Annotated in this window: 28 protein-coding genes; 16 read left to right on the top strand and 12 right to left on the bottom strand. The window is 60.1% G+C overall.

The genetic code is table 11. From position 1 onward, the window contains the following. Window positions 1-6: 6 nt before the first annotated feature. Genes FHS09_RS07925 through FHS09_RS07910 form a run of 4 tightly spaced genes read left to right on the top strand, consistent with a single transcriptional unit; the run spans window position 7 to window position 4,104 of the window. Window positions 7-1,350 (top strand): NAD(P)-binding domain-containing protein, encoded by a 1,344-nt coding sequence (locus tag FHS09_RS07925; RefSeq protein WP_183458542.1) that lies wholly within the window; start codon window positions 7-9, stop codon window positions 1,348-1,350. After that, window positions 1,350-2,333, top strand: coding sequence for a bile acid:sodium symporter family protein (locus FHS09_RS07920; protein WP_343057439.1), 984 nt, complete (start codon window positions 1,350-1,352; stop codon window positions 2,331-2,333). Before FHS09_RS07925 ends, FHS09_RS07920 begins: the two co-directional genes overlap by 1 nt. After that, window positions 2,330-3,292: an SDR family oxidoreductase gene (locus FHS09_RS07915; RefSeq protein ID WP_343057438.1), complete on the top strand. Its 963-nt coding sequence runs from the start codon at window positions 2,330-2,332 to the stop codon at window positions 3,290-3,292. The genes FHS09_RS07920 and FHS09_RS07915 overlap by 4 nt, the downstream gene beginning before the upstream one ends. Beyond that, on the top strand, window positions 3,289-4,104 hold the full coding sequence (locus tag FHS09_RS07910; RefSeq protein ID WP_183458540.1) for an SDR family NAD(P)-dependent oxidoreductase: 816 nt from the start codon (window positions 3,289-3,291) through the stop codon (window positions 4,102-4,104). The genes FHS09_RS07915 and FHS09_RS07910 overlap by 4 nt, the downstream gene beginning before the upstream one ends. A 5-nt stretch (window positions 4,105-4,109) precedes the next feature. Here the strand turns inward: FHS09_RS07910 and FHS09_RS07905 are convergent, their stop codons facing one another. Continuing rightward, window positions 4,110-5,129: an AraC family transcriptional regulator gene (locus tag FHS09_RS07905; protein WP_221191862.1), complete on the bottom strand. Its 1,020-nt coding sequence runs from the start codon at window positions 5,127-5,129 to the stop codon at window positions 4,110-4,112. A gap of 130 nt (window positions 5,130-5,259) precedes the next feature. Between FHS09_RS07905 and FHS09_RS07900 the strand changes: the two genes are divergently transcribed. The 3 genes from FHS09_RS07900 (at window position 5,260) to FHS09_RS07890 (ending at window position 7,171) form a co-directional block, all read left to right on the top strand. Further along, on the top strand, window positions 5,260-5,979 hold the full coding sequence (locus FHS09_RS07900; RefSeq protein ID WP_183458525.1) for a hypothetical protein: 720 nt from the start codon (window positions 5,260-5,262) through the stop codon (window positions 5,977-5,979). Window positions 5,980-6,061: 82 nt separating this feature from the next. Next, window positions 6,062-6,634, top strand: coding sequence for a hypothetical protein (locus tag FHS09_RS07895; protein ID WP_183458523.1), 573 nt, complete (start codon window positions 6,062-6,064; stop codon window positions 6,632-6,634). Between the two features lie 30 nt (window positions 6,635-6,664). Next, window positions 6,665-7,171 (top strand): hypothetical protein, encoded by a 507-nt coding sequence (locus FHS09_RS07890; protein WP_183458521.1) that lies wholly within the window; start codon window positions 6,665-6,667, stop codon window positions 7,169-7,171. A gap of 32 nt (window positions 7,172-7,203) precedes the next feature. Here FHS09_RS07890 and FHS09_RS07885 read toward each other — a convergent pair whose 3' ends face one another. Continuing rightward, window positions 7,204-7,797, bottom strand: coding sequence for a LysE family translocator (locus FHS09_RS07885; RefSeq protein ID WP_343057437.1), 594 nt, complete (start codon window positions 7,795-7,797; stop codon window positions 7,204-7,206). Window positions 7,798-7,861: 64 nt separating this feature from the next. Between FHS09_RS07885 and FHS09_RS07880 the strand changes: the two genes are divergently transcribed. Then, on the top strand, window positions 7,862-8,632 hold the full coding sequence (locus FHS09_RS07880) for a TatD family hydrolase (RefSeq protein ID WP_183458517.1): 771 nt from the start codon (window positions 7,862-7,864) through the stop codon (window positions 8,630-8,632). Continuing rightward, window positions 8,629-10,278, top strand: a complete 1,650-nt coding sequence (locus FHS09_RS07875; RefSeq protein ID WP_183458515.1) for an aminotransferase class V-fold PLP-dependent enzyme — start codon at window positions 8,629-8,631, stop codon at window positions 10,276-10,278. Before FHS09_RS07880 ends, FHS09_RS07875 begins: the two co-directional genes overlap by 4 nt. 50 nt (window positions 10,279-10,328) lie before the next feature. Here FHS09_RS07875 and FHS09_RS07870 read toward each other — a convergent pair whose 3' ends face one another. From FHS09_RS07870 to FHS09_RS07860, 3 genes are all read right to left on the bottom strand, one after another. Beyond that, on the bottom strand, window positions 10,329-11,492 hold the full coding sequence (locus tag FHS09_RS07870) for an ankyrin repeat domain-containing protein (RefSeq protein WP_183458513.1): 1,164 nt from the start codon (window positions 11,490-11,492) through the stop codon (window positions 10,329-10,331). Window positions 11,493-11,565: 73 nt separating this feature from the next. After that, window positions 11,566-12,549 carry a lipin/Ned1/Smp2 family protein gene (locus FHS09_RS07865; RefSeq protein WP_183458511.1) on the bottom strand — a complete coding sequence of 328 codons (984 nt, stop codon included), beginning with the start codon at window positions 12,547-12,549 and terminating at the stop codon, window positions 11,566-11,568. A gap of 137 nt (window positions 12,550-12,686) precedes the next feature. After that, complete coding sequence (locus tag FHS09_RS07860) at window positions 12,687-13,895, bottom strand: acyltransferase family protein (RefSeq protein WP_183458510.1); 1,209 nt, start codon at window positions 13,893-13,895, stop codon at window positions 12,687-12,689. Window positions 13,896-14,062: 167 nt separating this feature from the next. On the opposite strand from FHS09_RS07860, the gene FHS09_RS07855 reads away from it, so the two are divergent. Beyond that, the gene (locus FHS09_RS07855) at window positions 14,063-14,914 is read left to right on the top strand and encodes a LytR/AlgR family response regulator transcription factor (RefSeq protein WP_183458507.1); all 852 of its coding nucleotides are present in this window, start codon (window positions 14,063-14,065) and stop codon (window positions 14,912-14,914) included. 27 nt (window positions 14,915-14,941) lie between these two features. On the opposite strand, the gene tcdA is transcribed toward FHS09_RS07855, so the two are convergent. The 4 genes from tcdA to FHS09_RS07835 all read right to left on the bottom strand — a co-directional run bounded on the left by tcdA (window position 14,942) and on the right by FHS09_RS07835 (window position 17,493). Continuing rightward, window positions 14,942-15,745, bottom strand: a complete 804-nt coding sequence (gene tcdA, locus FHS09_RS07850; protein WP_183458505.1) for a tRNA cyclic N6-threonylcarbamoyladenosine(37) synthase TcdA — start codon at window positions 15,743-15,745, stop codon at window positions 14,942-14,944. Then, window positions 15,732-16,169 carry a thiol-disulfide oxidoreductase DCC family protein gene (locus FHS09_RS07845; RefSeq protein ID WP_183458503.1) on the bottom strand — a complete coding sequence of 146 codons (438 nt, stop codon included), beginning with the start codon at window positions 16,167-16,169 and terminating at the stop codon, window positions 15,732-15,734. Before FHS09_RS07845 ends, tcdA begins: the two co-directional genes overlap by 14 nt. Window positions 16,170-16,288: 119 nt before the next feature. After that, window positions 16,289-16,753 (bottom strand): FKBP-type peptidyl-prolyl cis-trans isomerase, encoded by a 465-nt coding sequence (locus FHS09_RS07840; RefSeq protein ID WP_183458501.1) that lies wholly within the window; start codon window positions 16,751-16,753, stop codon window positions 16,289-16,291. 380 nt (window positions 16,754-17,133) lie between these two features. Next, entirely contained in the window at window positions 17,134-17,493 is a 360-nt protein-coding gene (locus FHS09_RS07835) for a hypothetical protein (RefSeq protein ID WP_183458499.1), read from the bottom strand. Window positions 17,494-18,014: 521 nt separating this feature from the next. On the opposite strand from FHS09_RS07835, the gene FHS09_RS07830 reads away from it, so the two are divergent. The 4 genes from FHS09_RS07830 to FHS09_RS07815 all read left to right on the top strand — a co-directional run bounded on the left by FHS09_RS07830 (window position 18,015) and on the right by FHS09_RS07815 (window position 21,845). Then, window positions 18,015-18,437, top strand: coding sequence for an HIT family protein (locus tag FHS09_RS07830; RefSeq protein WP_183458497.1), 423 nt, complete (start codon window positions 18,015-18,017; stop codon window positions 18,435-18,437). Window positions 18,438-18,527: 90 nt separating this feature from the next. After that, window positions 18,528-19,328 (top strand): GIN domain-containing protein, encoded by an 801-nt coding sequence (locus FHS09_RS07825; RefSeq protein ID WP_183458495.1) that lies wholly within the window; start codon window positions 18,528-18,530, stop codon window positions 19,326-19,328. 10 nt (window positions 19,329-19,338) lie between these two features. Continuing rightward, window positions 19,339-20,757 carry a YcjX family protein gene (locus FHS09_RS07820; protein ID WP_183458493.1) on the top strand — a complete coding sequence of 473 codons (1,419 nt, stop codon included), beginning with the start codon at window positions 19,339-19,341 and terminating at the stop codon, window positions 20,755-20,757. Then, a complete protein-coding gene (locus FHS09_RS07815) occupies window positions 20,757-21,845 on the top strand; it encodes a TIGR01620 family protein (RefSeq protein ID WP_183458790.1) in 1,089 nt (362 codons plus the stop codon). Before FHS09_RS07820 ends, FHS09_RS07815 begins: the two co-directional genes overlap by 1 nt. Before the next feature lie 145 nt (window positions 21,846-21,990). Here the strand turns inward: FHS09_RS07815 and FHS09_RS07810 are convergent, their stop codons facing one another. Continuing rightward, a complete protein-coding gene (locus tag FHS09_RS07810) occupies window positions 21,991-22,491 on the bottom strand; it encodes a hypothetical protein (protein WP_183458491.1) in 501 nt (166 codons plus the stop codon). A 221-nt stretch (window positions 22,492-22,712) separates the two neighbouring features. Here FHS09_RS07810 and gorA point away from each other — a divergent pair, with 221 nt between their 5' ends. Continuing rightward, window positions 22,713-24,068 carry a glutathione-disulfide reductase gene (gorA, locus tag FHS09_RS07805; protein WP_183458489.1) on the top strand — a complete coding sequence of 452 codons (1,356 nt, stop codon included), beginning with the start codon at window positions 22,713-22,715 and terminating at the stop codon, window positions 24,066-24,068. A 90-nt stretch (window positions 24,069-24,158) separates the two neighbouring features. Here the strand turns inward: gorA and FHS09_RS07800 are convergent, their stop codons facing one another. Beyond that, the gene (locus tag FHS09_RS07800; protein ID WP_183458487.1) at window positions 24,159-24,506 is read right to left on the bottom strand and encodes an HPF/RaiA family ribosome-associated protein; all 348 of its coding nucleotides are present in this window, start codon (window positions 24,504-24,506) and stop codon (window positions 24,159-24,161) included. A gap of 483 nt (window positions 24,507-24,989) precedes the next feature. Here FHS09_RS07800 and FHS09_RS07795 point away from each other — a divergent pair, with 483 nt between their 5' ends. Then, a complete protein-coding gene (locus FHS09_RS07795; protein WP_183458485.1) occupies window positions 24,990-25,985 on the top strand; it encodes a hypothetical protein in 996 nt (331 codons plus the stop codon). 52 nt (window positions 25,986-26,037) lie between these two features. Here FHS09_RS07795 and thpR read toward each other — a convergent pair whose 3' ends face one another. Beyond that, window positions 26,038-26,619, bottom strand: a complete 582-nt coding sequence (gene thpR, locus FHS09_RS07790; protein WP_183458483.1) for an RNA 2',3'-cyclic phosphodiesterase — start codon at window positions 26,617-26,619, stop codon at window positions 26,038-26,040. Window positions 26,620-26,660: the final 41 nt, after the last annotated feature.

The raw sequence follows: 26,660 nt of genomic DNA, 5'->3' as shown, positions 1-26,660 counted from the left end.
AAGTTAGTGAAGCCCTACGCGGTGATCGGCGCGGGCCCGATGGGACTCTGCACGGTACGCAACCTGAAAAAATACGGTATTCCCTGCGTGGGTTTCGAGATCCATCGGGATGTGGGCGGCCTGTGGGACATCGACAGCCCCACCAGCAACCTATACGAATCAGCGCACCTGATTTCCTCCAAGAAGATGACCGAGTTCGCTGAATTCCCCATGGCGGAGTCGGTGGCCCAGTTCCCGCACCACCGCGAGCTGCGTGAGTACTTCCGCGACTACGCCCGGGAATTCGGGCTCTACGAACACTACGAATTCAATACCGAGGTGGTGCATTGTGAGCGGGATGGAGAAAACTGGCGGGTAACCACCCGCTGTAAAGGCGGCGAGCAGACGCGCCTGTTTGGCGGGCTGTTGATTGCCAACGGCACACTGCACCATCCAAATGTACCGGAACTGCCGGGGCAGTTCAGCGGTGAACTGCTGCATTCCAGCGACTACCGCCACCCGCAGATTTTCGACGGCAAACGGGTGCTGCTGGTGGGCTGCGGCAACAGCGGGGCGGATATCGCCGTGGACGCGGTGCACCGGGCCGCGAGCGTGGATATCAGTCTGCGCCGGGGCTACTACTTCCTGCCCAAGTTTATCGGCGGCAAACCCATCGACGCGCTTGGTAGCAGCATCAGGTTGCCGCGTTTTATCCAGCAGCGCTTGAGCACCGCGCTCAGCCGCTTTGTCCTGGGCAGGCCCGGCCGGTACGGGCTGCCGGAGCCGGATTACAAAATGTTCGAATCCCATCCGGTGATCAATTCCCTGATCCTGCACCATATAGGCCACGGCGATATCCGCCCGCGGACCGATATCGCCGCCATTGCCGGCAACACCGCGACCTTCGAGGGCGGTGGCCGCGGCAACTACGATATGATCCTGCTCGCGACCGGCTACAAGCTGCATTATCCGTTTATCGACAGCGAGCATCTGAACAGAAAGGGTTTCGCTCCCCGACTGTATCTCAACGTATTTCACCCAAAGTACGACAACCTGTTCGTGATGGGCATGGTGGAAGCGGCCGGCCTTGGCTGGGAGGGGCGCAACCGGCAGGCGGAACTGGTTGCGCTTTATATCCATCAACTGGCGGCGGGAGCGGAATCGGCCAGACAGTTGCAGGCCCTCAAGCGTAAACGTGCCGGGACGCGCGCCGACGGTGGTATGAACTACCTGCCGCTGGAGCGCATGGCCTACTACGTGCACAAGGAGACCTACCTGAAGGCAATGCGCGGCCATATCCGGGGCTTGCAGCGGGATCTGGCCTCGCGGGATACTGCCCGTTTGCCCGACAGTAATATGGAGACAGCCTAGTGGATAAGCTGGCGGCTGCTAATTTTCAGATGTCACCCGCCACACTGCTGGCGTTGAATGGGGTGCTGGCATTTATGATGTTCGGCGTCTCCCTGGGCCTGCGGCTGACGGATTTCACCGTGGTGCTGCGCCGCCCGCTGGCACCGGTCACCGGGCTGGTGGCCCAGTTCCTGTTTCTGCCGGCGCTCACCTGTCTGGCCACGTGGCTGTTGCATATCGACCCCGGATTGGCGTTGGGCATGATTCTGGTGTCCTGCTGTCCCGGCGGCACCTTCTCCAATGTCATGACCTGGCTGGGCCGCGCCAATGTGGCTACCTCGGTAAGCATGACGGCGGTCTCCAGCCTGGCCGCGGTGGTCCTGACCCCGCTCAATTTCGCCGTCTATGGCAGCCTCAATCCCTATACCCGGGAGGCTCTGCAGGCGATTGCACTACCGGCGGAGAGCATGGTGCTGCTGGTGGTACTGGTCCTGGCGCTGCCCATGCTTTCGGGCATGATGATAGGTACCCGTTTTCCCGCTTTCGCCCGCAACAGCGAGGGCTGGTTTCGCGGCGCTTCGCTGTTGGTATTTTTTCTGTTTGTGGCGATTTCTGTCGCCAAACACTGGCAGACCGCCGTACAGCTGGCCGGTGCGGTGCTGACGCTGGTGATTGCGCACAATGCGCTGGCTTTTGTCATCGGGCATTTCTGTGGCCGCCTGATGCGTCTGCCGGTTGCCGACCAGCGATCTGTGACCATGGAAGTGGGTATCCAGAATTCCGGTTTGGCGCTGGCGATTCTGTTCACCTTTTATCCCTCCGCCGGGGAAATGCTGGTGGTGGCCGGTTTCTGGGGCGTGTGGCACCTGGTGGCCGGGTTAAGTTTGGCGGGCTACTGGAATTTTTGCAGTAGGAGCGGCCGTTGCTCCCAACCGGCGATGGTTTTCCCCACCGACCAATCGCGGCCAGCGGCCGCTCCCACAGTGGAGGGCAAATCGCCGTGAGTGAAAAGCGCGTATTGATCACCGGCGCCTGTGGTTATGTGGGGCACCAGTTGGGAGAACTGCTGGTGAGGGAAATGCCGGTAGTGGGGGTGGATATCGTCCAGCGCCCTGCCTCCTTTCCGGTTTTCACCCTGGATATTTGCGACCCCGTACTGGTTGAATTGCTGCGCGCTGAGCAGATCACCCATGTAGTGCATCTCGCTTCGGCCCTGGCATCGGCCCGCGATCGGGAGCTGGAGAATCGTATCGACGTGCAGGGTACGCGCAACCTGCTCAAGGCCTGTGTTCGTGCCGGGGTGGAACACATCACCGTTATCAGCAGCGGCGCCGCCTACGGCTATCACGCCGACAGCCCTGAATGGCTCCGGGAGGAGCATCCGTTGCGCGGAAACCCGGAGTTTGCCTATTCCGACCACAAGCGCCAGGTGGAGGAAATACTTGCCGAATACCGCGAGCAATATCCCGGCTTGAAGCAACTGGTTTTTCGCCCTTGTTCCATTGTCGGCGCCGGTACTGATAACAAAATCGGCCAGCTGTTTTCCGGCCGCGCGATCCTCGATCCCGGCGGGCACAACTCGCCGTTCGTATTTATCTGGGACGAGGATGTGGTCCGCGCAATCCGGTACGGGGTATGGCGCAGCGCCCGTGGTATCTATAACCTGGCCGGCGATGGCGCGCTGACGCCGGAACAGATCGCCGCACTGCTGGGCAAACCGCTGCGCAGGCCGCCGGTATGGCTGGTGAAAATGCTTCTGGGGATCGGCTATTTGCTGTATCTGACCGACAAACAGCCCGGACAGGTGATTTTCCTGCAGTACCGACCGGTGCTCTGCAATCGCCGTCTGAAAGAAGAGTTTGGTTTTGTTCCGAGAAAAACTTCCCAGGAGGCCTTCGAATATTTCGCCCGCGAGGCGCTAAAGCTTGAATTGCAGGCACAAGCGGCAGAAGGTGCGGCGTGAGTGAAAAAGTCTTTGTGGTGACTGGCGCCGCCGGAGGTCTGGGTTGGGCCATCGTGGAAGCGCTGGCTGCACGGCACGGTGCACGCTTTGCTCTGGTGGACATAAACCGTCCGGCGCTGGAAGAGCGCGCAGCACAGCTGCACGGGCGCGGAATTGCCGTGGACACTTTTACCGCCGACTTGGCCAGCGAGGCGGCGGTTGCCGGACTGGTGGCGGAGTTGCTCGCTGGCTACGAGCGTATAGATCTTCTGGTCAACAATGCCGGCATCACCCATCGCAGTCTGTCCACCCAAACCGGCAATACGGTGATCCGGCGGGTGATGGCGGTGGACTACCACGCGCCGGTGGAACTGGCTCAGGGGCTGCTGACCCGGCTGCGCGCCGCCGGCGGCTGCGTGGTAAATATCAGTTCCATGGCCGGGTGGATGCCGGTTCTCGGCCGCGCCGGCTACTGCGCGGCGAAAAGCGCGCTGCACCAGTATTTCGAAACTTTCCGCGAAGAGGTGCGTGATGAAGGCGTACGGGTGCTGATGGTCTACCCCAGCTTTATAGCCACTGATATCGAAAGCAATGCCCTGTCCGGCGATGGCGGCCGCGCGCCCCATAAGCGGAGCACTGTCGGGCGGGTGCGCTCCGCCGGGTGGATGGCGGGGAGGATAGTAAGCGCGCTGGAAGCAGGCCGGGAGAGGTTGTTCGCGCGGGACAAATCACTGCTCGGCGCCTACCTGTATAAGTTGGCGCCAGGGCTGTTTATGAGGCAGATGGTAAAAAAATTCCGTATCGAACTGGAAGTCGGCAAAGCCCAACCATGAGGAGTTCAGTTCCAGCGCTTTCGGGCCTTGTAATAGGCGCTGGTATCCCGGAAGCCGAGCAGGTCGCACAATTGTGCTGCCGGAAGATGCCGGTGGAGGTACAACAGGCGCTGGCGCTCCTCGTCAAGCAACCTGGAAAAACTGGTTTTCTTCTCCTTGAGTTTTCGATAAAGCGTTGCTCTGCTCATACACAGTGCCTGCGCCAGGTTCTCAATACTATGGTAAGAGGCCAGATTTTCCCGCAGCAGCCGGCGGGCCCGTTCCTCGATAGAGCCATTTTCCTCCGGAAAACACAGGCTTGAAATCTTCTGTTCCAGTATGCCTTTTACATAACGGTTGCGCTGTGGCAACGGTAGAAATAAAACATCCTCATGAAGGATAAGTGTATTTCGGCTGCAATCGAAGTGAATCTCACAGCGGAACAGCCTCTGTAGAAAATCCTTATATTCCGGCTGGGGGAAGGTGAATTCAACCGAGCAGACAGGAATTTTCTGCCCGCATAGATACTCCGCCCACTTATGCAGGGCAACCATGCTGCGTTCCGTGGCGCAGCGCGGATAAAGCTTTCCCGCTGTAAAACTGAAGGTCAGCTCAATACGGTTGTCCCTGTGGCCAATTTTCCAGGATTCGGAGGCGTTGGCCAGGCTGATGTTGTTCAGGTAGGTTTCGAGTACTTCCTTCAAATTTTCGCAGTGCTGGATCAGATTGATCAACAGTCCCCGGGCCTCTGGTGAGACGGTCGCTCCTATGCGGGCGCCGACACTCGTGGCGAGAGGGTTACTGTCGGCCAGCTGCCACAGAGCGATTATCCATGATTCCGGGTACCGCCTCTCCATCAACTCAGAGATGTCCTGGTCCTCTTCCAGGGCGACAACGTACTCCGCCAGTTTTGGGTCAATATTCTGTATTTGTGTGAGATTGATAACCGCATGACGCTTGAGCTCCCTGGCCAAGTCGACAACGGCAATGGCGGTAACATGATCTCGGTCAGTGAGCATTGGAGTCAGCACTGTGTTGGTGTGCAACCATTTTCCACAAATTTGAAACCTAATTCCACGCCTGTTCCAAAAGTCAGCTTTAGTATGGTGAGCACCCGTTTTGCAGAGACGCTCACAACTTTAGGCATATCGATCTTGTTATCGTAAAGGGGGAGAAATGAATAATATTTCAATATTGCTCGCGGCTTTGGTTTTGCCTTTTGTTTTGTCCGGGTGTATGGCTGGAAATGTCAAAGCCCCGCCGCCGTCATCAGATGACGCCGCGGGTATCGTTATAAAAATTCCAAATACCTGTCTTCCGCTGACGCCCTGCGCCAACAAAACGCTCACCTTTGCCCGGCTCCACGCGGACGGGGGAGTGATTTCCGATGAGCTGTACCACACCTCGCTGGTAAAAGGCGACCATTATTATTTGTTGAATATGACGCCAGGCCAGTATGTAGCGGTAGCCGCCACTTACACCCGCAGGGTGAATAATAACACCAACCTCGGTGGGGGCGCAGTTTTAACGACGGGCAGGATGTTCGGGGAGAATATTCTGTTTTCCGACGAATTGGTCCGGCAGACTCAGGTGGAGGTCAAGCCCGGAACTCTGGCGGTGATGGGGGAGTATGATTTCAGCATCGAGGGCCGAATGGCCTTTGCCCCGAGCGTCGCGCAGTTTATGAAGCGGGCGGACCAGGTGCAATTGCATTATGCACGGAAGATCGATCCGGAAATGGAGTCCCGGGGCATAACCTCGGGGATCAAGTTTTATCGCGCAGAACTTGAATCCGGGAGCAGGGATGAGGAGACCAGACGGAAGCTGTTGGAGTCCGCTGAAAAGCATATCGGGAAGGAGGGCTGGGATAAAACTATCGTGTATGCGGAAAATTAATTCCCTATTATTACAATGCACATAATAGGGACGCGCCGATTGGTGATAGTCGGTTGCCGTCAGTAAAAACTAGGGGATGAATGTGAGCATGGGGATAACCGGGAAGATATTTCTGATATTGATTTTCTCGATAAACCTCAGCGCGTGTCTGTCGATGGCGGCGGGCATGAAGGCGGAACCCAAGGTTACCGAAGTACGTCCGGAATTGGTTCGCCTGGAAAAGATCCAGCTGGGAGAGCGTTATCTGCTGATTCAGGCAATGGCCTCGGCGGAGGAAATGCCCGAGAGGACTTTTCAATTTACATCCTGCCTGGACAGGCTGAGGTTTTCTCCCGGAGAAGGATGGGACATTGTCGATATGACCTCGCCCTCGTTCCAGTGTCCGGATGTGCTGGAAACCACCTCGCCCCTGCCTGTCGCATCGGGCGTCGATGGCTGTGTCCTGATCCGTGTTGCTGAAACTGAAATCGGCTATTCCTGCCCCGAGCCGATATTTCGCTCCGGTGCCGGCCCCGCGCGCATTGACCTGCGTTCGTCCGGTACTCAGACCGTCACTCGTGAGGGCAACCCGCTGTACTATGGTCTGCTGCCGATCACAGTGCCCGTCGATATGGTGACCTTTCCCGTACAATGGGCCTGTTCGTCTACTACCTGAACAAGTCAACGATCAACAAGGAGAAGAATAATGATTAAATTTTCCGGGATGTCGATACTGGTTATCCTGCTCACTGCCTGTGGCGGCGCACAGGTCGAGAGTGGCAAAACCATTCTTCAATCCACCGCCCCCAGCAAAAATCTGCAATTGTATGAAGGCGAAGCGCGCGCGCCAGAGGAGGTGGCACGGGTAGTAACAGCGCAATCCGCAAAGGATTACCTGTACTTTATCGGCCTCGATGGCCAGCAAATCCCCAACAATAGCCTGATCGACGGCCCGCGGGAGATCGCTGTGCTGCCAGGCAGGCATGCGCTGCGCCTGCGTTTTGTCTCACCGGGCCAGATTGCCATTCCACTCAAGCCACTTCCTCCTGTCACGTTGGAGGCGGGCAAGGTGTATATCGTCAAGGCTTCCATGACCCCGGGTCAGGGGGGATACCCGCAAAATATCATGAGCACTTCGGTCGAGGCTTGGCTGCAGGAGGTGGACAGTGGCGTGAAGTTGGCGGCGGTTACCACCAACGGCACGGGCAGGTAGGAAGTCGGGACCCGGTTAAATCCAGGATTCACCTAATCCAGCGCCATCGGCACTACGCTGGCCGCCAGCAGCAGTCCCATGGTCAGATTGAAGCGGCGCAGGTGCTTTGGCTCCGTCAACAGCCGTTTCAGTCCCACACCGAACAGCAGCCACACCACGATACACGGCCCGCCAATAGCGATAAACGCCAGCGCGATACGCGCTATCTCGGCCCACATCTCCCCGTTGGGGCTGGTAAAGGCCGCCAGTGCCCCGACAGCCATAATCCACCCCTTGGGGTTTACCCACTGGAAAGCCGCCGCCTGCAAAAAGGTAAACGGCTTTTGGGTGTCGGCCGATCCCACCTCCCGGGTACTGGCGATCACCCAGGCCAGGTACAGCAGGTAGGCGATGCCCACCCAGCGAATCACCTCGTGTAACAGCGGGAACTGGCTGAACAGGGTGCCCAGTCCGAGGCCAATGGCCACGATCATCGCCGGAAAACCCAGGCAGATACCCAGCACATGGGGCAGGGAGCGGCTGACCCCGTAATTGAGCCCGGAGGACATTATCATCAGGTTGTTGGGACCCGGAGTGATACTGGTGGAAAAGGTAAACAGCACTATCGGGAGCAGGCTTTCTAACACTGGAACCTCGGAGATCGGTGCAATCTGGCCGTGATAAGATGCGGGCAAATCCGGAGAATCACAAGTGCAATTGATCGACAGCCACTGCCATTTCGACTTCGACGTATTCGATACCGACCGCATGCAGGTCTGGCACCAGTGCCGAGATATCGGTGTGGAGCGGTTGATCATTCCCGGTGTCAGCAAACCCCGCTGGCCCGCCCTGTTTGATCTGGTCAATAAAGAGCCCGCCTGGTATGCGGCGGTGGGGCTGCACCCCTGGTGGGTGGCGGAGTCGGAAACCGAGCCGGCGCAATTGCAGCGAGATATCGCTGAACAGCTGCAGGCCAACCGCTGCGTGGCGATCGGTGAGTGCGGCCTGGACGGGGCGATAGTCACGCCCCTGGAGGAGCAGGAACCGCTGTTCCGGACCCAGCTGGCACTGGCCATCGATCTGCAACTGCCGCTGATCGTGCACGCCTGCCAATGCCATGGCGAGATGCTGCGCCTGCTGAAAGAATATCACCCCGGACGTGGCGGTGTGATTCACGCCTTCAGCGGCAGCGAGGAGATAGCGCGGGAATACTGGAAATTGGGGTTTTACCTGGGTGCGGGCGGCACCATCACCTACGAGCGCGCTGCCAAGACCCGCCGTGCCTTCGCTGCTTTACCTCTGGAATCTGTGTTGCTGGAGTCGGATGCGCCGGATATGCCCATACAGGGCCGCCAGGGACAGCGCAATAGCCCCGCCTATCTGCCGCTGATTGCCGGGGAACTGGCAAAACTGCGCGGTATATCCCTCGAGGAAATCGCCACGCAGACCCGCCGCAACACCGAGCATCTGTTTTCCCTATGAGTTTTTCCGCAGAGGAATTCAAACAACAGTTTCCGCTTTTTGCCGAGGGGGAAAACAGGGAGCTTGTCTACCTGGACAACGCTGCCACCACACAGAAGCCGCAGGTGGTTATCGACGCGGTGCGGGATTTTTACCTGCACAGCAACGCCAACACCCACAGGTCCAGCCACCGACTCGCGCGTCGAGCCACAGAAATGGTGGAGGAAACGCGCCGCAGGGCGGCGCGTTTCCTGAATGCCGCCAGCGAGCGGGAAGTGATCTTTGCCCGCGGTGCCACCGAGGCGCTGAACCTGTTGGCGTACAGTCTGTGCAACGAACTGCAGTCGGGAGACGAGATCGTACTGTCCACCGCCGAGCACCACGCCAATATCGTGCCCTGGCAAATGGCCGCGCAGCGCAGAGGCCTGACTCTGCGCTACGTGCCGCACACCGCCGGTGTTCCCCAGTTCGACCGCCTGGAAGAAGTGTTGGGCGAGCGCACAAGAATTGTCTCCCTGACCGGCGGTTCCAACGCCCTGGGCCTGCGCCCGGACCTTGAGGATATCGCCCGACAATTGCGCGGGCGGGATCTCTTCTGGATCGTGGATGCGGCGCAGTTGGCGGCGCACGAAACGGTGGATGTACAGCGGATCGGCTGCGACTTCCTTGTGTGTTCCGCGCACAAGTTCTATGGTCCCTCGGGCATCGGCCTGCTATGGGGCCGCGAGGCGCTGCTGGAAGCCATGCCGCCCTGGCAGGGCGGTGGCGAGATGATCGCGGAGGTGGATCTCTACTCGAGTACCTATGCAGAATTACCGCACAAATTCGAGGCGGGCACCTCGCCGCTGGCGGCGATTGCCGGCCTCGGTGCCGCGCTGGATTTTCTCGCCGATTGGGACCGGGACGCCATGGCGAAACATGAACAGCAACTGTTGCAGCAGCTGCACGGGGAAATTGCCTCGCTGCCGGGCCTGCGCCTGTACAGCCAGCCGCAGCACAACCTGGGAATACTGGCCTTCGCACCGGTAAGCGGCAGCGCCGCCGATCTGATGCACTGGCTGGATGAAAAGGATATCGCCGTGCGAGTGGGGCACCACTGTGCCCAGCCGCTGTTGCGCGCCGCCGGTGAAACCGCAACGGTGCGCGCCTCCCTGGCCGCTTACAATACCGAGGCGGATGTGCTGGCCTTTGTCGATGCGCTGCGGGAATACCTGGCGCTGGAGGATTCGACCGACGCATTTCCCGAGGCGCCGGCGTGGCAGGTGGATGATCTCTCGGCGCTGCAGGTCGAACTGCTGGCGTCCCAGCGCAACTGGCAGAATCGCTACCGCGAGCTGATGCGCTGGGGAAAGGCCATCGGGAGCAAGCCGGAGATTCGTCGGTCGCAGAACCTGGTGCGCGGCTGCGAGTCCGATGCCTGGCTGGTGCACCGGGTGGAGGAGGGACGACACTATTTCGCCCTGGACAGCGACAGTCGTGTGGTGAAGGGCCTGGGGGCGCTGCTGCTGTCTCAGGTAGACGGCGCAACCGCGGAGGAGATCCGCGCGCTGGACCTGAAAAAGCTGTTTGCCGAGCTGGGCCTGGCCAGGCACCTCAGCCAGTCGCGCAGCAACGGTTTCTACGCACTGTTGCGTCAGGTGACGGCACAGGTTGAGGGCGCTGGCTGATCCGGAAATCGGCCGGCGCTTCCCGCCCTGCTTCTAAAGCTGTTCCTGTATCAATCCCACCAAAGCCCCAAGGACTGGTGCTGCTTCAGCCAGCGGGCGAGGAGCTTGCGGCCGAAGTCGTCGGATTCGAAGTCGACGCCATCGACGAGTTGCCGGATATCGTCGGGCGGTTGTTTGCCCATTTCCTCGTAGTGTTCGAGCATCTCGTCCATCGCGCCGAAGTGCTGGTGGATCAAATCGGGACAGAAGTCTTCGAGTTCCTGTGCGAAGGCGTCGAGGTCGGCAGGCAGTTTTTCAAACTGGACGGTAAGGCGGTCGTGGCCGGTCTCAACCACGTGGATGCCGTAGGCGCTTTCCCATTGCGCCAGGCGTGTGACGATGGCGCCGGTGTCCAGGTCGTAGTTGGGCGCGGCGGTGCGCTGGCGGTAGAGGTCGGCGAACTTTTCGTGTTCGCCGCCGTTGCGCGCCTCCGCGGGCATGCCCCCGGCGCCTGGCTTGCCGGCTTGGTCGGCAAGCCAGGCGGCCAGTTCGTCGTGGCCCTCGTCGCGGGCGTAGTCGATAGCGGTATAGGAGGGCGAGCAGGGTAGGCCGCGGCTGATGTCGGCGCCGTGTTTTACCAGCAGCTTTGCCATCTCGAAGTCGCCTTTGCTCGCGGCGTACATCAGGCAGCTCATACCTACCTCTTCCACATTGCTGCCTTCGGGGGGGGCGCCGCGTTCCAGCAGCAGGCCAGCCACGGCGAGATGGCCGCTGCCGGCGGCCGCCCCCAGCGGGCAGAGCGGCGGGAATACGGGGCTGACGCCTTCGTCCAGCAGGCGGCGCACGCCGTCCAGGTCGCCCTTGCGGGCCGTGTCGTAGAGAGTGAATTGTTCTTCGCCTTCGCGGGAAGCGCCGGCCTCTTCCAGGATTTCCTTTATTTCCTCCTGCTCCTCGGCGACCACGCGGTCGTCCAGTCGCGAGAGACAGCCCAGCCACGGCGTGTCGCCGTTGGCGTCCACGCGGTTCGGGTCGGCACCCAGCTCCAGCAGGGTGCGCACCGCCTCGGGTTCGCCCATGCCGCCGAGAATGGCCTCGGTGAGAGGCGTGTTGCCGTTCTCGAAGCAGGCATTGAGATCTACGCCTTCCGTGTGGGCTTCGTGGATAAGGTCGACGTCGCCGAAAGCGATGCCGTTGAGCAGCTTGATTTCCGGTGTCATCACGAAGTCGTCGGTCATTCCTTTTTTACCCTGTATTGTTGTTTTCGGGGATTTTGGCATGACGCGACGCGGGTGTCGAAATTACCGACCGCTACCGCCAGCTACACCCCGAGTCGGGTGTCCCGGCGACGACAGTCGCATAGTGATAGGCGTAGTCGCCGTCGATCGGCTGCGTTTCTTCGCTGCCCGCTTCCGGGCCGATGATATAGGTCTCCGCCTTGGGCAGACCCGCGTCGGCATAAGCGGCGATATCGGTGGCCGCATTGCCGTAGGCACGGACAATATCCAGCTCCACATCCTCCAGCAGATAGCGGATATAGGCTGTCTTGTATTCCCGGGTTTGCGGCGCTGCGGGATTTTCCGCGTTGCTGTCCGTGCGCAGGTGCCAGTCGAACAAGCCTTTGCTGTTGAACCAGTTGCGGGTGGTGCTGGCCATCCAGTACTGGCGGCCGGTGAGGTAGATTATCTGGTAGCCCTTTTCAATATAATCCCACACCACTTCGGCGGCGTAGCCGTGCATCTCCGCGGTGTCGGTGCCCAGGTAGTCACCGACGGCTTCGAAGTCGTTCAGGGTGAGGGTGCCGTCGATATCGAACAGCACAGTCTTGCGATTGGGTTGGACAACAGTGAGATAGCCCGAAGCCGTAGATTGATCCCCTTCCACCACCATGCGCAGCTCGTAATCGCCTTCCGGTTTCGCCACCTCCAGATAAATTTTTCCGTCGCTGTCGGTGCGGTATTCGCCGAGGTATTCCCAGTCCTCCATACCGGTGCCGTACAGGTAGACGTGGACATCTTCAAACTCGAGATCTTTGTGGAAGATACTGGAGTAGTCGAACTTGCCGGTGAATGTTGCAGATGTTCCGGCCTTGACAATCTGGTCGTGCACCATATGAAAGGGGCGGTGCAGGGAGGAGAGCAGCTGGTTCGACCAGTTGTGAAAGGGTTGCTGTTCGGGTTTCTGCAGTTGTGGAGGATTGAGAACCCGGTCATAGTCCGGGCAGTAGTCGGCGGAGGCGTGAAAACTGAAAATTGCCACGAGTATGCCGCTGATGAATACAAGCCATTTGTCCATTGTCATTTCCTTTGCCGTGTTCATTTTTAATGTTGTTGAAACTGCATTTCACCACGCCGGCTACACCAATAGCGTGATATCGGGCAATTTTTCACATAAAAACGTTAAACTTTTATTAATTGACGGTTTGCTATTCCCTAGTTCAAGACAATTCTTTTGCGATCAGAAACGGCCGCGCCGGTCGGTAAGGGTTTCAAGCCGAACAGTGGACGCAGAATGGCGAACCTGCGAATTAAAAATTCGTGCAGCAACAGGCATCCAGCTATGGTCGCTATTAATACGAGCATTGGCTCCAGCACCGGGCCCAGCGACCATCGCGCCAGCTGGTATCCGGCGATGACAGTGATCGTCTGGTGGAGTATGTACCAGGGATACACCGCCTCGTTGGCGTAGGGCAGCCAGCGGAAGGGCCGGTTCAGGCAGTGGTGCGCCCAGGCGAGTACCGCCAGTATCCAGCACCAGCGGTTCAGGTAGACCGCGGTCCCATACCCCAGCTTTTGCACCGGCGACAGGTCCTCCGGCGACAACCTCTCCAGGGCGAGAAACACCGCGAAACAGGCCGGGGCGAGCCACAGTAGCGAGCCGCGCAATTTCCCCAGGGTTCGCCAGAGCGCGGTGTTGCCGGCCAGCAGGTAGCCGTAGACAAAAAAGGTGAAGAATTGCGCATGGCCGTACCAGTCGTCCAGCAGTGCGTGGTTGGAGTTGCCGAAGCGCGGGAACAGGGTGAAACCATAGACCAGCATCGGCAGTACAGGCAGGGCGATCAGGCCGTAGCCGTTGACGCGGGACAGCAGCCGCTGCAATGTCGCTTCGCGCTGGCGCAGCCAAATTGCGGCCGGGATCAGCACCAGGGTGTAGCACAGGAGGTAGGGCAGATACCACAAATGGTTCCAGGTGATGCCGGCGAAGTCGCTGCCGGCAAAGGCGCCATCCGGCCACGGCTGGAAAGTGAAATACTGTTTCAGGAAGGCCAGATAGCCCGGCTGCGTCGCGCCGTTGGTCAGGGCTTCCAGGTAGGCCTGGGGTGGGGCCACCACCAGCATGCCGAAAGCCAGCGGCAGCAGCAGTCGCACCAGTCTGTTGCGGGTAAACTCCCCGGCTCCCGATTTACGGAATATGAACCAAGTGGCCGTGCCGGAAATCAGGAACAGTAAGGGCATGCGCCACTGGTTGACCAGAAGCATCAACAGTTGCAGCGTGTCGCTTTGATATCGGCTCTTGATATGCCAGCCCCAGTCCGCCACATAGAACATTCCGACGTGGTAGAGAATCAGCAGGGCGAAGGCCAGCACCCGGATGGCATCGATATCGTAGCGGCGGGTACCGGTGTCCAGAGTAGGTTGCATCGTGATGGCTCCCGTTGGATATATCGTCATGCTGCCGCCGGATCGGGCCCTTCGCCAGCGCCCAGGGGCGGATCGCGGGGCATTGGGGGCGAACGGCGGAATAGGGGGGCGGACGGCGGCATCCTCGCAGAGCGTTTTGGGTAGAATGCCGGGAAGAGGAGTTTGAAATGACGTTGCAGGACTATCTTTCCCGGCGCAGGGTGTTCGAGGTCGGATTCTGGGGGCTGTTCTTTCTGGTGCAGTGGTTGGCGCAGAGCGCCGTGGTGCTGATGGAGAACGCCCGCCTGGATCTCGGGTTCGCGCCCTGGATGCCGTTGCTGTGGGAGGGCAGCAGCCTGGCCGTGCAGGCGGCGCTACTCCCCCTGGTGTTGCACTGGGACAGTCGCTTTCCGATCCGTACCGGCCATCTGAAACACGGTTTGGCCATCCACGCACTGCTGACTGTTCCCTGGTCGTTGATACACGTGCTGGGGATGGTGGCGATTCGCGAGTTGGCCTACGGCCTGCAGGGCAGTAGCTACGACTTCGGCCACTGGCCCAGCGAACTGTTTTACGAATACCTGAAAGACTTCCGCGCCTACGCCGGCTATCTGTCTTTGATTTACTTGTACCGCTTTATCCTGCTGCGCCTGCAGGGCGAGGCCAGCCTGCTGGGCCGGCCGGACGAGGGCGAACCGGTGGAGTCGGTGGAGAGGCCGGAGCGGCTGCTGGTGAAAAAGTTCGGCAGGGAGTTTCTGGTCAATGTGAAGGACATTGAGTGGGCGGAGGTGGCGGGCAACTATGTCAACCTGCATGTGGGTAACCGCATCTATCCGCTGCGGGATACGCTGAGCAATCTCTATCGGCGCCTCGACCCGGACAAGTTTGTGCGGGTGCACCGCTCCTACCTGGTCAACCTGGACTCGGTGGCCGAAATCGAACCGCTGGAAACCGGTGATGCGCGCATCCATTTGACCAGCCGGATCCAGGTGCCGGTCAGCCGGCGCTATCGGGAGTCGTTGAGAAATTGCCTGGCCTGAGCCGGATATTGCAGAGCGCCCCTCAAATCAATCCCGGTTTTGGGTTTGCAACAATCGTTCGATACCCCGCGCCGCGGCCACAAAACCGAAGGTGCCGGTAACCATGGTGGCGGCCCCGAAGCCGCCGCTGCAATCCAGTTTGACTCCGTCCTGCATGGCGCTCTTCTGCCGGCACACTTCACCTCCGGGCTGAGGATATACCATGGGTTCGTCGGAGTAGATGGCGTCCACGCCGAACTGGCGTTTGCGGGATTTCTGGAAATTGTGGAAGCGGTAGAGGTGCTGGCGCACCTTGGCCAACATGGGGTCGCTGACCGTGCGGCCCAGGTCGGCGCAGGTCACCCGGCCGGGGTCCCGTTTTCCCCCGGCGGAGCCCACGGTGACCAGGCGCAGCTTGCGGGCCTTGCAGTAGGCGATCAGGGCGGCTTTTACCCGCGCCGAGTCGATAGCATCGATTGCGATATCGATGGGCCGTTCAGGGTCGAGCAGTTGGGCCAGGTTGTCCGCGGCGATAAAGTCTTCCTCCGTGTGCACGGCGATCTCCGGATTGATTTGCCGCAACCGCTCGGCCATCACGTCGACCTTGATTTTGCCGATGGTGTCGGCCAGCGCGTGGCTCTGGCGATTGCTGTTGGTGATGCACACGTCGTCCAGGTCGATCAGGGTGATCCGCCCAACGCCGGAGCGGGCCAGGGCCTCGGCGGTCCAACTGCCCACACCGCCGATACCGATTACCGCGAAATGGGCCCGCTGTAGTTTGTCCAGGACGTCCTCGCCGTAGAGGCGGGCGATGCCGCCGAAACGTTGCAGGTACTGATCAGTCAACATCAATCTCTTCCAAAAACCTCTGCTGCTCCTCCGGGCTGGGCAATTTGCATTCTTGCCGTTTACCGAACAGCCGGTAGCGGTTGCGGGCTATGCCGTCGTATACAAGATCCCGGATCGCTCGCGGCACGAAACGCAGCCAGGCCAGGTAGCACCAGGGAGCGGGCAGTCGCGCCAATATCCGCTGGGTGGCCTCGCTCTTGTGGTAGTCCACAAAGGTGTCACCGCGGCGCTCCAGGTAGATTATGGTTTCATAGGTGTCCAGCGGAAGGCCCAGGCGGGCCAGCAGTTGCTGTCCAGCGGGGGATTGTACCCGGCACAGGGTAAAAATGGCGTTTTTGTCTCGGTGAAGAACGAAGCGGCTCCAGCCGTTGCAAAGGTTGCACAGGCTGTCGAAGAGGATGATTTTGTCCGGGAGGGCCCCTGGCATTTTCCGTCGGTAATGTTCGGTCTGGAAGCGGCCGCTGGCCGCGATCGATCCGGGATCAAGCCGTCAACGATCGCGGCCAGCGGCCGCTCCTGCTTTCCCCGATTCCAGTGGGAGGGGGATCAGTGCACGTGGCCGTGGTCGATCTCTTCCGGGGTGGCTTCGCGCACGGAAACCACCTCGATATCGAAATGTAGCTCTACACCGGCGAGGGGATGATTGCCGTTGATGGTCACCTGGTCACCGTCGATTTCGATAATCTCTACTTCGATGGGCTGGCCCTCGGTACTCTGGGCGCGAAACGCCATGCCCACTTCCAGCTTGTCAACGCCTCCAAAGGCGCTGCGCGGCAGGGTCTGGATCAGTTCGGGGTTTTGCGGGCCGTAAGCCTCTTCGGGGGGGATCACCGCGGTGAATTTGTCCCCGATACTCTTGTCCAGCATCTCCTGTTCCAGGCCGGGGATGATGTTACCCACGCCCTGGAGGTATTTCAGCGGTTCGCCATCGGCGGAGGAGTCGATGACGGTGCCGTCGGCATCTTTCAGGGTGTAGTGCATCTCCACTACGGAGTGGTTGGCAATCTTCATGGGTAATCCTAAGAAAAGGTAGGTGGATTGAGTAGCGCTTACCGTACGGTACGGAGGATAAAGGCTGTGAGTGGTCATTGTATTGAGCGGCCCGCCCGGTCGCAACCGGTGTCCTGTCCCGCCTTAATGGCGCATTCAGCAAGCCGAAAGGCGGGCATATGCACGTGAGCGCAGGGCTAGCCAGCTAGTTCAGGCGAGCGCAACGACGCAGATGGCCGCCTATCGGCTTGTCCGAAGGGAGCCGCGTCTAGGCGCCAATACTATGTTGCAGCCCTTGGGGCACGCCATTCCCGGCGGACTGCGCCTTGCCTTGGCACCTGGGGGGTGCTTTGAATGCGCCATTAGAGGCGGGACAGGGGGCGCGGAGAGGGCGGGAGGCCTCAGCAGGCGATGGAGAGATCCTGCTCACAGCTGAGATACAGGTCGCCGGCGGTTTCCACCAGGCGCCTGCTCAGCTGGCAGGTGAATCCCAGCTCGATAAGCCGGGCCTCGATGAACTCCAGCAATGCCCCAAACAGGGGGGAGTCGAGTCCCTGGGCGAGAAAGCTGGCGCGGGCTGAATGGATTGGTTCCGGCTGTGCGGACAGCGCGTGGTTGAGAAACCGGGCTTGTCGGCTTTGTTGTTTCTTGTGGTCGCAGGATTCGAAGCTGGAAAGGTGTCGGCCGATTGCCTGGTAAAACTCACTGACGGTACGGTTGACAATTCGAGAGCCGCCGACCTGATCTAACAGGCTTTGCATATCGCTTCCCCCCAAGAGAAGTTAAAGCTAAAAATAACTGGAACAGATTTTTCCGCGGAGCCTGAAAAAGGCGGCAAGGGCAAGCTGGCGAATGCCGGGCTCCATGCGTAACAACGTTATGGGGGGAGCCTAAGGCATAACATCAATACTGCCAACGGCACTCCGGAAAATTGTCATCTTGTTCGTCGGGTTGTTTTACTGCATTAAAATAGGGGTTTTGGGAAACAGGTGCGCATTGTTTCCCCGCCGCTTCTTTTTGGCTTTGCCATCAATTGGTTAGCGGGCAAAGGACGAGTGATTTGCGATTGTCTGCCAATAGCCACGGAAAGACGACACTCGCGCGGGCCTTTGCCAGCGGAGTGGAAAGGGACGACTCCGGGGCCGTGAAGCGGACAGCTGCACTTTTTCTCCAGGCTGATAGACTTGCGCAGACTGGCGGGTCGGTGGCCCGCACTCCGGAATTCATTATCTGGGCGGAAGGGAGGATGTCACCCTTCCAACCCGTTCATTAAGGGGCTGACATGGCGAGCATCTTTACTCAGATTATCAATGGCGATCTGCCCGGGCATTTTATCTGGCGCGACGAGCAGGCGGTGGCGATTATGACCATCGCGCCCATCAGGTCGGGTCACTGCCTGGTGATCCCGGTGGAGGAGGTGAATCACTGGGACGATGTGCCGGAGGAGACCGCCGCCCACCTCATGCGGGTGTCGCAGAAGGTCGCCAAAGGTCTCAAGGCGGTCTACCAGCCCAAGCGGGTGGGGGTGATGGTGGCGGGCCTGGAGGTGCCGCACACCCATATCCACCTGATTCCGGTGGAGGCGCTGGGGGATTTCGATTTCTCCAAGCAAAAGCCCGCCGACGCCGAGGCGCTCGCAGCGGAGGCGCGCAAGATACGCGAGGCTCTGGTGGACATGGGTCACAGCGAAGCGAATTGCGGCTGAATCCGGTAAAGTTGTCCCAGGCCTGCATCCAGGATGACCCGGCGGTTCGTCTATATGGCAGTGTCGGCAACTTCAGATCGAGAGGAATCCATGATCACAAAATCCTACCTGGCCGCTCCCCTGGCGGCGCTGTTGCTGTTGGCGGCAACCCTGGCCGGCGGTATCCGCGCGGAAGAGGCCCCCAGCAGGCAGTTCCCTCTGTCGGGTTTTACCCGGGTCGTCCTCGAGGGGAGTTCCAGTCTGGAACTGGTGCAGGGAGATGGCTTCGAAGTGATAGCCACCGGCTCTGAGGAGGCCATGCCCCACGTGAAGGCCGAATTGCGTGGCGAGTCCCTGGAACTGTCGGTGGAACCGGAGCGAAAGTTTTTTTTCGGCGTGATCAGCGTCAGCGATGAGTCGTCCGTTCGCTTTCGCGTCACTCTGCCGGTGGTGGATGCGGTCGTGGTCACCGGTTCCGGGGAGGTCCGTGCGGACACCCTGGAGAGTGAAAATCTTGAGCTGCGGGTCACCGGTTCCGGCACACTGAAAGTGAACAAGGTGGCCGCCGAGTCCCTCTCTGCATCCCTCACCGGCTCCGGCGACTTGCTGTTGGGAACGGTCCTGGCAGTGCGCGGTGAAACCTCTATCAGGGGCTCCGGTGACATGCGCCTGGACAGCTTTGCCGGGGAGACGCTGGCGGCGAAGATTACGGGTTCCGGCGACATGGTGGTGGGCGGCCGCGTGGGTGAATTGGACATCAGCCTGATGGGGTCCGGCGATTTTGTCGGCCGCGGCCTGCAGGCAAAGAGTGCCGGCGGATCGATCATGGGCTCCGGCGATGTGGTGCTGCGCCGCCCCGGCAGGGATTCCTTCTCGGTGATGGGCTCCGGCGACGTGGCGTTGGTGGAGTGACCCCCTCCCTATGAGCGACAGCCGCAGTGCGCGCCTGAAAGGCAAAGTGCGCCAATGGCACCGCGAGGCGCGGGAGAAGTCCCACTGGGCCGCCGAGCGGCTGCTTGACCGGCGCGTCTGTATCGGCATCACCGGTCTCAGTGGTGCCGGTAAATCCACCCTGATCACCAGTCTGATCCACCAGTTGATGCACCCGCAAAAGGCCCAGTTGCCCGGCTTCGCCCCGGCGCTGAACGGCGATCTGCTGGGCGCGGAGATCAAACCGGCACTGGACAGCGGCCTGCCGCTCTTCGAGTACGAGCAATGCCTGCAGGCGCTACTGGCGCAGCCGCCGCGCTGGCCCGAGTCCACCCGGGAGCTGTCCGCTCTGGAGCTGCATATTCACCTGCGCCGGCGGCACCGGCTGGGTCGCTCCGGTACCCGTACACTGGTCCTGGAGCTGCGTGATTACCCGGGCGAATGGCTGATGGATCTGCCGATGCTGCAACTGGACTACGATGACTGGTGCCGCCAGCAAACTCATATCATCGGCGCCGACTCCCGCGCCGGGCTGGCGCCTCAGTTGGTCTCGCAACTGGCTGGGCTGGCGCCGCGGGCGACTGCGGAACCGGGCCGGCTCGACGCCCTATGGCGGGACTACCGCCAGTTCCTACTCGACTGCCGCAGCCAGCGCAAGCTCAGTTATTTACAGCCGGGGCGCGCACTGCTCGACGGTGAAAATTACGGCGTCCTGCCGCTGCTGGACCTGCGTGGGCACAGCCGAGAGCAACTGGAGGCGCTGCCGGTAGAGAGCAACTACCAATACCTGGCACAGCGCTACCGGGATTATTTGCGCGAGCAGGTGGCCCCCTTTGCGGAGAGCCATTTCCGTCACCTGGATCGGCAACTGGTCCTGGTGGATATGATCGGAACCCTGTATGCCGGCGAGCAGGCACTGGACGACATGCGTCTCGCCTTCGGCCATATCGCCGACACTTTTCGCTACGGCCGCTCCGGCCCGCTGAGCAAACTGTGGCGGCCGCGGGTGGACCGCCTGGTATTCGCCGCCACCAAGGTGGACCAGGTGCTGGCGGCGGACCACGATGCCCTGCGCCAGCTGCTGGGGCAGCAGTTGCAGCAGGCATTCGCCGGCGCCCACCATCGCGGCTTGCCGCTCTTCTGCGAAGCCATCGCTGCGGTGCGCTGTTCGAACGAGAATCAACGGGAAGGCCGCCGCATACTGGTGGGGCACGATATGGAGGGGCACTATCTGGGGTTCGAAAATGCGGAAATCTTTGCCCATGTGCCCCGCGCCGGCGAGGAGTGGCGGCACTACGCCGGCGCCGCTCCACCGCAGTTGCGCCCGCCGGCGGGGATGGGCGCGGGCCAGGGTATTCCCCATATCCGCGTCGACGCGTTGCTGAACCTGCTGCTGGGAGACAAAGTGTGATGAATGGAGAGACCGGCGTGCGTCGGCGGACGCGTATTGAATCCCTGGATGAACCGGAATCCGTTTCCCCCCAGCGGGCCTCCACCCGGGTGGAGACGCTGGAGGAGGAGGCGGAGGAACTGCCACGTTCCATCACCACCGGCGAATCCCTGCCGGACAGGGTGTCCTTTTCCGAACTGCGTCTGCCGGTATTCCGCCTGCGCCTGTGGAAGCCGGCGCTGCTGGCGGCGCTGGGGCTCGCCGGTGGGGCGGTGGCCTGGGAGCTGCGCCAGCTGTTTACCTGGGCGATGGACAGGCACTGGAGCCTGGGAGTGCTGGCGGGCACGATAATCGCGGTTTTTGGCATCACTATTGTCAGTGCCGTGTGGGAATATTTTCGCGCCGGTCGGCCGCTGCGCAAACTGGAGAAAATCCAGGGGCGGGCCCGGGAATTGCGCGATTGCCGCAGTGCCGGGGAAGTGCCGCCGTTTCGTCGGGAACTGCAGCAGCATTTTGCCGGCGAGCCGCAGGGTGTGCTGTTGAGCCGGGTGCTGGACGAGGCGCCGGACTACTACGACAGCAGCGAGTTGCTGCAGCACTTGGAGGTGACTTTCTTCGAGGCATTGGACCAAGAGGCGCTGCGGCGCATCGTGCGCCACGCAACTACCACAGGCGCCCTGGTGGGTTTGAGCCCCTTTGCCACGATCGATGTACTGGTAGCGTTGCGCCAGTCCCTGCGCATGATCGACGACGTGGCGCAAATCTACGGCGTACGACCGTCGGTGGTGGTCCGCTGGCGGCTGTTCAAGAAAGTGCTGGCACTGGTGGCCTACAGCGGCGCCAGTGAATATGCGGTGAGCGAGTTGTGGCCGGAACTGGTGGGAGACAGCGTTCTAAGCAGTGTCTCCGCGCGCCTGGGCCAGGGAATGGGGGCCAGCCTGTTTATGGCTCGCATTGGCCTCGCGGCGATCCACGGCTGTCGGCCGATTCCGTTTTCGGAAAAACAGCGCCCGCGTCTGGGCGCTCTGACCAAACGCATCGCCAGCAGCCTGAAGGAGCGCTTCGTCGGTAGCGGCGCGGCCCTCCAGCCGGAACAAAACAAGCTTTAGAGGTTCAGGCGGTAGATTCGGTAACTAACTCACACCCCGGTGCTGCGTTGGAAAAGCCCTGCTAGTCTTGCAGTTTTTTACTTGCCCTGCGGCTGGGTGAAGAGATCGGTTAAAGAATTTATCGCCCGGACCACCGGGGTACCGTTTACCGGAACTGCTTCTTCATCAGCATGCGCGTATGATGCCGGTCCACCAGTTGCGCCAGCGTTTTATAGCGGCGCTTGATAAAGGGCGCGGGGTTGTTGTTGCCAGCGTCATCGGGGTATTCCACACCCTCACGCACATGCTGCAGCTCTTTGGCCAGGGCGTCCATCGCGGTAAATATTTTCCGGCTGATTTCGCTGCTGTAGAAAACGTTGACCTGCGCGGTGTCGGTCAGGTAATCGTCGCATTCCTTGAGCCATGCCGAGCGCTGCTCCAGGAACTGAATGGTATTGCGAATGCCCCCCCGATACGCCGGGTTGAAATTCTCATTGACATACTTGTCCAGGCTTCGCATACCAGAGCCGACAAACTGCTCCACCAGGCTCTCGCAGTATTCCGGGGTGAGGTATGAAGGGTGGGTTTTGGCGTTGCTGATACCGCTGACCATCAGAAGGCAGAGAAACCAGAAAGCTCGCTGGATAGGGAAAGTGAAGGTGTCCATTTCTGTAATCGCCTATATTTTGTTGTTTTTCGCTACCAAGCTTATTTTTGTGACAAGCATCACATGAATAGCGAAAGTGTAAGCTGAAGTCAACGACTAAAAGGTAAAAATAGTCATTATTGTACCAATTGCTTTTTGGGAAATCGTTCGTCACGTTAAATTGGATAGACCGTCGGCAGTTTGCCGGTGTTGTTTGGATGCACGAGTAACGGGAGTTCACCTTGTCGGAATTCGAATTTGATTTATTTGTGATCGGCGCGGGGTCCGGGGGCGTTCGCGCAGCCCGTATGGCAGCAGCGGCGGGGATGCGGGTGGCGGTGGCGGAGGACCGTTATATGGGGGGTACCTGTGTCAATGTGGGCTGTGTGCCGAAGAAACTATTTGTCTATGCCAGCAGTTACAGCGAGTCCTTCGAGGATTCCGCTGCTTATGGCTGGCGGGGCAAGACCGCCGACTTTGACTGGCCGATCCTTCGCGACAACAACGCAGCGGAAATCACCCGACTCAACGGCATCTATCGCAACCTGCTGGCCAATGCCGGTGTGCAGGTCGTCGACGGCCGCGCCCGTGTTGAAGGTCGCCACCAGGTTGCAGTGGACGATCGGGTGTACACTGCCGAACGCATTCTTGTGGCCACCGGCAGTTGGCCGTATGTGCCGGAGTTTCCCGGTCGCGAATACGCCATTACCTCCAATGAGATTTTTTCCCTGGAGACATTCCCGCGGCGCATCCTGGTGGTCGGCGGCGGTTATATCGCCGTGGAGTTCGCCGGGATCTTCGCCGGATTGGGAGCCGAGACCCATCTCTCCTACCGGCGCGACCTCTTCCTGCGTGGCTTTGACCGGGATATTCGCAAATTCGTGCGCGACGAGATCGGCAAGAAGGGTGTGCAGCTGCATTTCAACCACCGCATCGAGGCGATTGATAAGCAGGATGACGGCAGTCTGCTGGTGCGAGCGGACGGCGGTGGTGCCCTGGCGGTGGACACGGTGCTCTACGCCACCGGCCGAGTGGCCAACACCAGGGGGCTCGGCCTGGAGGCTCTGGGGGTGGTGCTGCATCGGGATGGCACTATCTCAGTCGACGACAACTTTCGCACCAGTGTGCCGTCGATTTACGCCCTCGGCGATGTCACCGGGGAGCCACAACTGACCCCCGTGGCGTTGGCGGAGGCGATGGCGCTGGTCAAGCACTTCCAAACCGGAAAGCCGACGGAGATCGACTACAACAACATTCCCACCGCGGTGTTCTGCCAGCCCAATATCGGCACTGTGGGACTCTCCGAAGAGGAGGCCCGCGATTCCGGTATTTCCGTGGTGGTCTACAAGTCCGACTTCAAGCCGATGCGGCATACCGTCAGCGGGCGCGATGAGCGCACCCTGATGAAGCTGGTGGTGGACGCCGACACCGACCGGGTGGTGGGCGTACATATGGTGGGTCCCGACGCCGGCGAGATTATCCAGGGGATGGCAGTCGCGTTGAAGGCCGGCGCCACCAAGGCGGTTTTCGACCAGACCATCGGCATACACCCGACGGCGGCCGAGGAGTTCGTCACCATGCGCAATCCGGTTGCTTAGTGCCTGTTTGGCGTCTTCAATCGCTCCCAGAGCCAGGTCTCATAAAAAAAGGCGGTGCTCTGCACCGCCTTTTCTGTCCCGATGTTCCATCTAGTCGACGACTGGATCCAGGCTCTGATGACGTAGCGTCTTACGGCGCTCGCTGCGCTCTTTCAGGCAGCGTTCGGCGGATTCAAACGCGCCGTTCACTGCGCGGTGAATGGATTCGCTTTCGTTGCTGATGGTGAGGGGGCTCCCGCTGAGCGCGAGTTCCACCGAAGCCTTGAACTGCTTGCCTTTGGTCTTGTGTTGATGGGGGGCTTCGAGAACCACGCGGCTTCGCATGATTTCGCCACAATAACGTTCCAGTTTATGTAACTTCTTCGATACCGTGTTGGCCAGGGTGGGGGACTTGTCGATATCGCGGAACACAATGTTATCGTTGGGCGCAGATTTCATGGGCAATTACCTCCGGTTAAGAGAAACCTTGCAGGCCGCATGTGCGGTTTGCTGAAATAAAGGTAGGGCGCCCTTGAGGGGGATGTCCAAGAGTGACAGCAGTTAACCGGATCGCCAGGGTCGCAACTAAAGATTTGCTGACTGAACAGCTGGGGATGTTTTACGCCCGGGCCGGAAACCTACTGGATTCAGGAATCCTCTCCCTATCACCCATAATGCTTGCATGAACAAAAAAATCAAGCGTTGTGATGGTAAAAATGTCACAAAAAGCTGTTGCCATGCGGCCACAGGCATATGACCTCGCCATTTATCACGTAATGGAGCCTATATGTCGGATGGTCATTGCCCACGGCGGGGCAGCTGCGTAGAATTATCCCCTCGCGAAGCGGGTTTCGCCGACGATCGGCGATTGGTGGCTAAAAAATGACCGCACGCGCTTTTTGTCTACTGATTCCAAAAAAACCGAGTAACGGGTTCTTTACTATGACGGTAATGCGGTACAGCTCGCTGATACTGGCGGGTCTTGCAATATTTTGGGGGGTGGAAGTCGCGGCGCAGAGCCAGGCATCCCTGTCGGCTGAGAAAAATCGACTGGCGCGTATGGAGCAGTCGATGGAAAACCACATGGTGGAAATCGAGGACATCGAAAACGAGCTGGTTTCCTACGAATACAAGCTGAAACGCGCCAAGGAGTCCCTCGCCGATGCCCGCAAGAACTACGAGATGAGCCGCCGCGAGCTGCAGCAGGCGGAGCGCGATCACCAGCTCAGCAAGAGCTCCGACAGTGAGCGCCAGTTCAACAAGGCCAAGCACGGCTTTTCCATGGCGGAGCGCGGAGTGGACAGCCGCAGTCGCCGCGTCGAGTTTATCCAGTCCAACTACGACGATCTGAACGGCCAGCTGAATGTTGCGCGCCAGGCCGTTGCGCGCAGCGAGAGCCGTATTGCCGAGCAGCGGATCAAAGTGGAGCAGATGGTCAATGCTATGCTGGCCAAGGCGGATGCGGAGAAGCGCGCTGCGGCGATGGCCAGGAAAGCCGCTCCTGTCAAGCCTGAAGTCCCGGCCCCCTCGGTGGCCGCGATGAAGGTAGAACCGGAGCCTGAACCGGAAGAAGAGGTGGCCGCGGAACCGCAACGGGAGGTGGATGCGGAACTGGTGGAATATGTGCGGCGGGAGAAGACCCGTCTGGACAAGCTGTTGGCGGATGGGGACAAGGGCAGGCACACCTTCCGCAGCCTGGAGCTGGAACCCTCTCACGGAGAATCGCTGTCGTTTGAATTCCTGGGCCACAACCAATACCGCCTGGTTTTAACGGTGGAGGCGGGGCGCCAGGTATACAAGATCAACACCTGGAAGTTCCGCCGCACCATTCCCAGCGACGACGACGGGGAGCGCTATGTGTTTATCTTCGATGGCCGGCGCTTGTCCCGCCCGCGCTTGGTGATGTATCCGGAGTATGTGCTGTCGCATCTGGATTGAGATTCCCGCAGGGCCCGCATTCGCGGGCCTTCTTTTTTGCTGTCGCGAAAACTTACTGATTGCCCTTCAATTGCGCCTCAAACAGGGGTACATACTGGCTGCCTCCCGGTGCCGTGTGGCTGCGATAGAGGGTGATATTGTCCAGGCCCAGGGTGAAGTCCAGCGCCAGTGGGTCCAGGTGGGCGAATCCGCGGCGACTGCGCGCCAGGGTGAAGTGGGGGCGATATACGGCGCCTTCCGGCGTCATACCCAGGCGCATCATCAGTTGACGACACTCCTCGTGCAATCTGTCCAGTTCCGGGTTGGTCAGCAGCTCTGCAGCGAGCAGTGATGAGCGGCTCTTGGGGAAGGGGTGCAGTGACACTATGCGGGCCCGGCAGGCGGGCAGCCGATCGGCGATCGCTGCCAGTTCCACCTCGATCCTCGGGATCAACTCGTCCGGGGTTTCCCCAAGGAACGCCAGGGTGAGGTGGCGGTTTGCATGGCTGGTCCAACGCACCCGCTCGGTTTTGCCCAGCTGCCGCCGGCAGCGGTCGACCACGCCGTCCAGGAAACGCTGGGTGGCTGTGTCGGGGCTGATGCCGATAAACAGGCGGGAGCTGGCTGTTTCTCCAGTGTCTTGCCCGAGGCGCATAAATTTTTATCCTCTCCCTTGAAAACGTTTTTTGCCAGCCA

The organism is Microbulbifer rhizosphaerae (assembly GCF_014191725.1).
GTDB classification, from domain to species: Bacteria; Pseudomonadota; Gammaproteobacteria; order Pseudomonadales; family Cellvibrionaceae; genus Microbulbifer; species Microbulbifer rhizosphaerae.
Note: the sequence above shows the minus strand (reverse complement) of the source record. Positions and strands in the feature narration are given on the sequence as shown.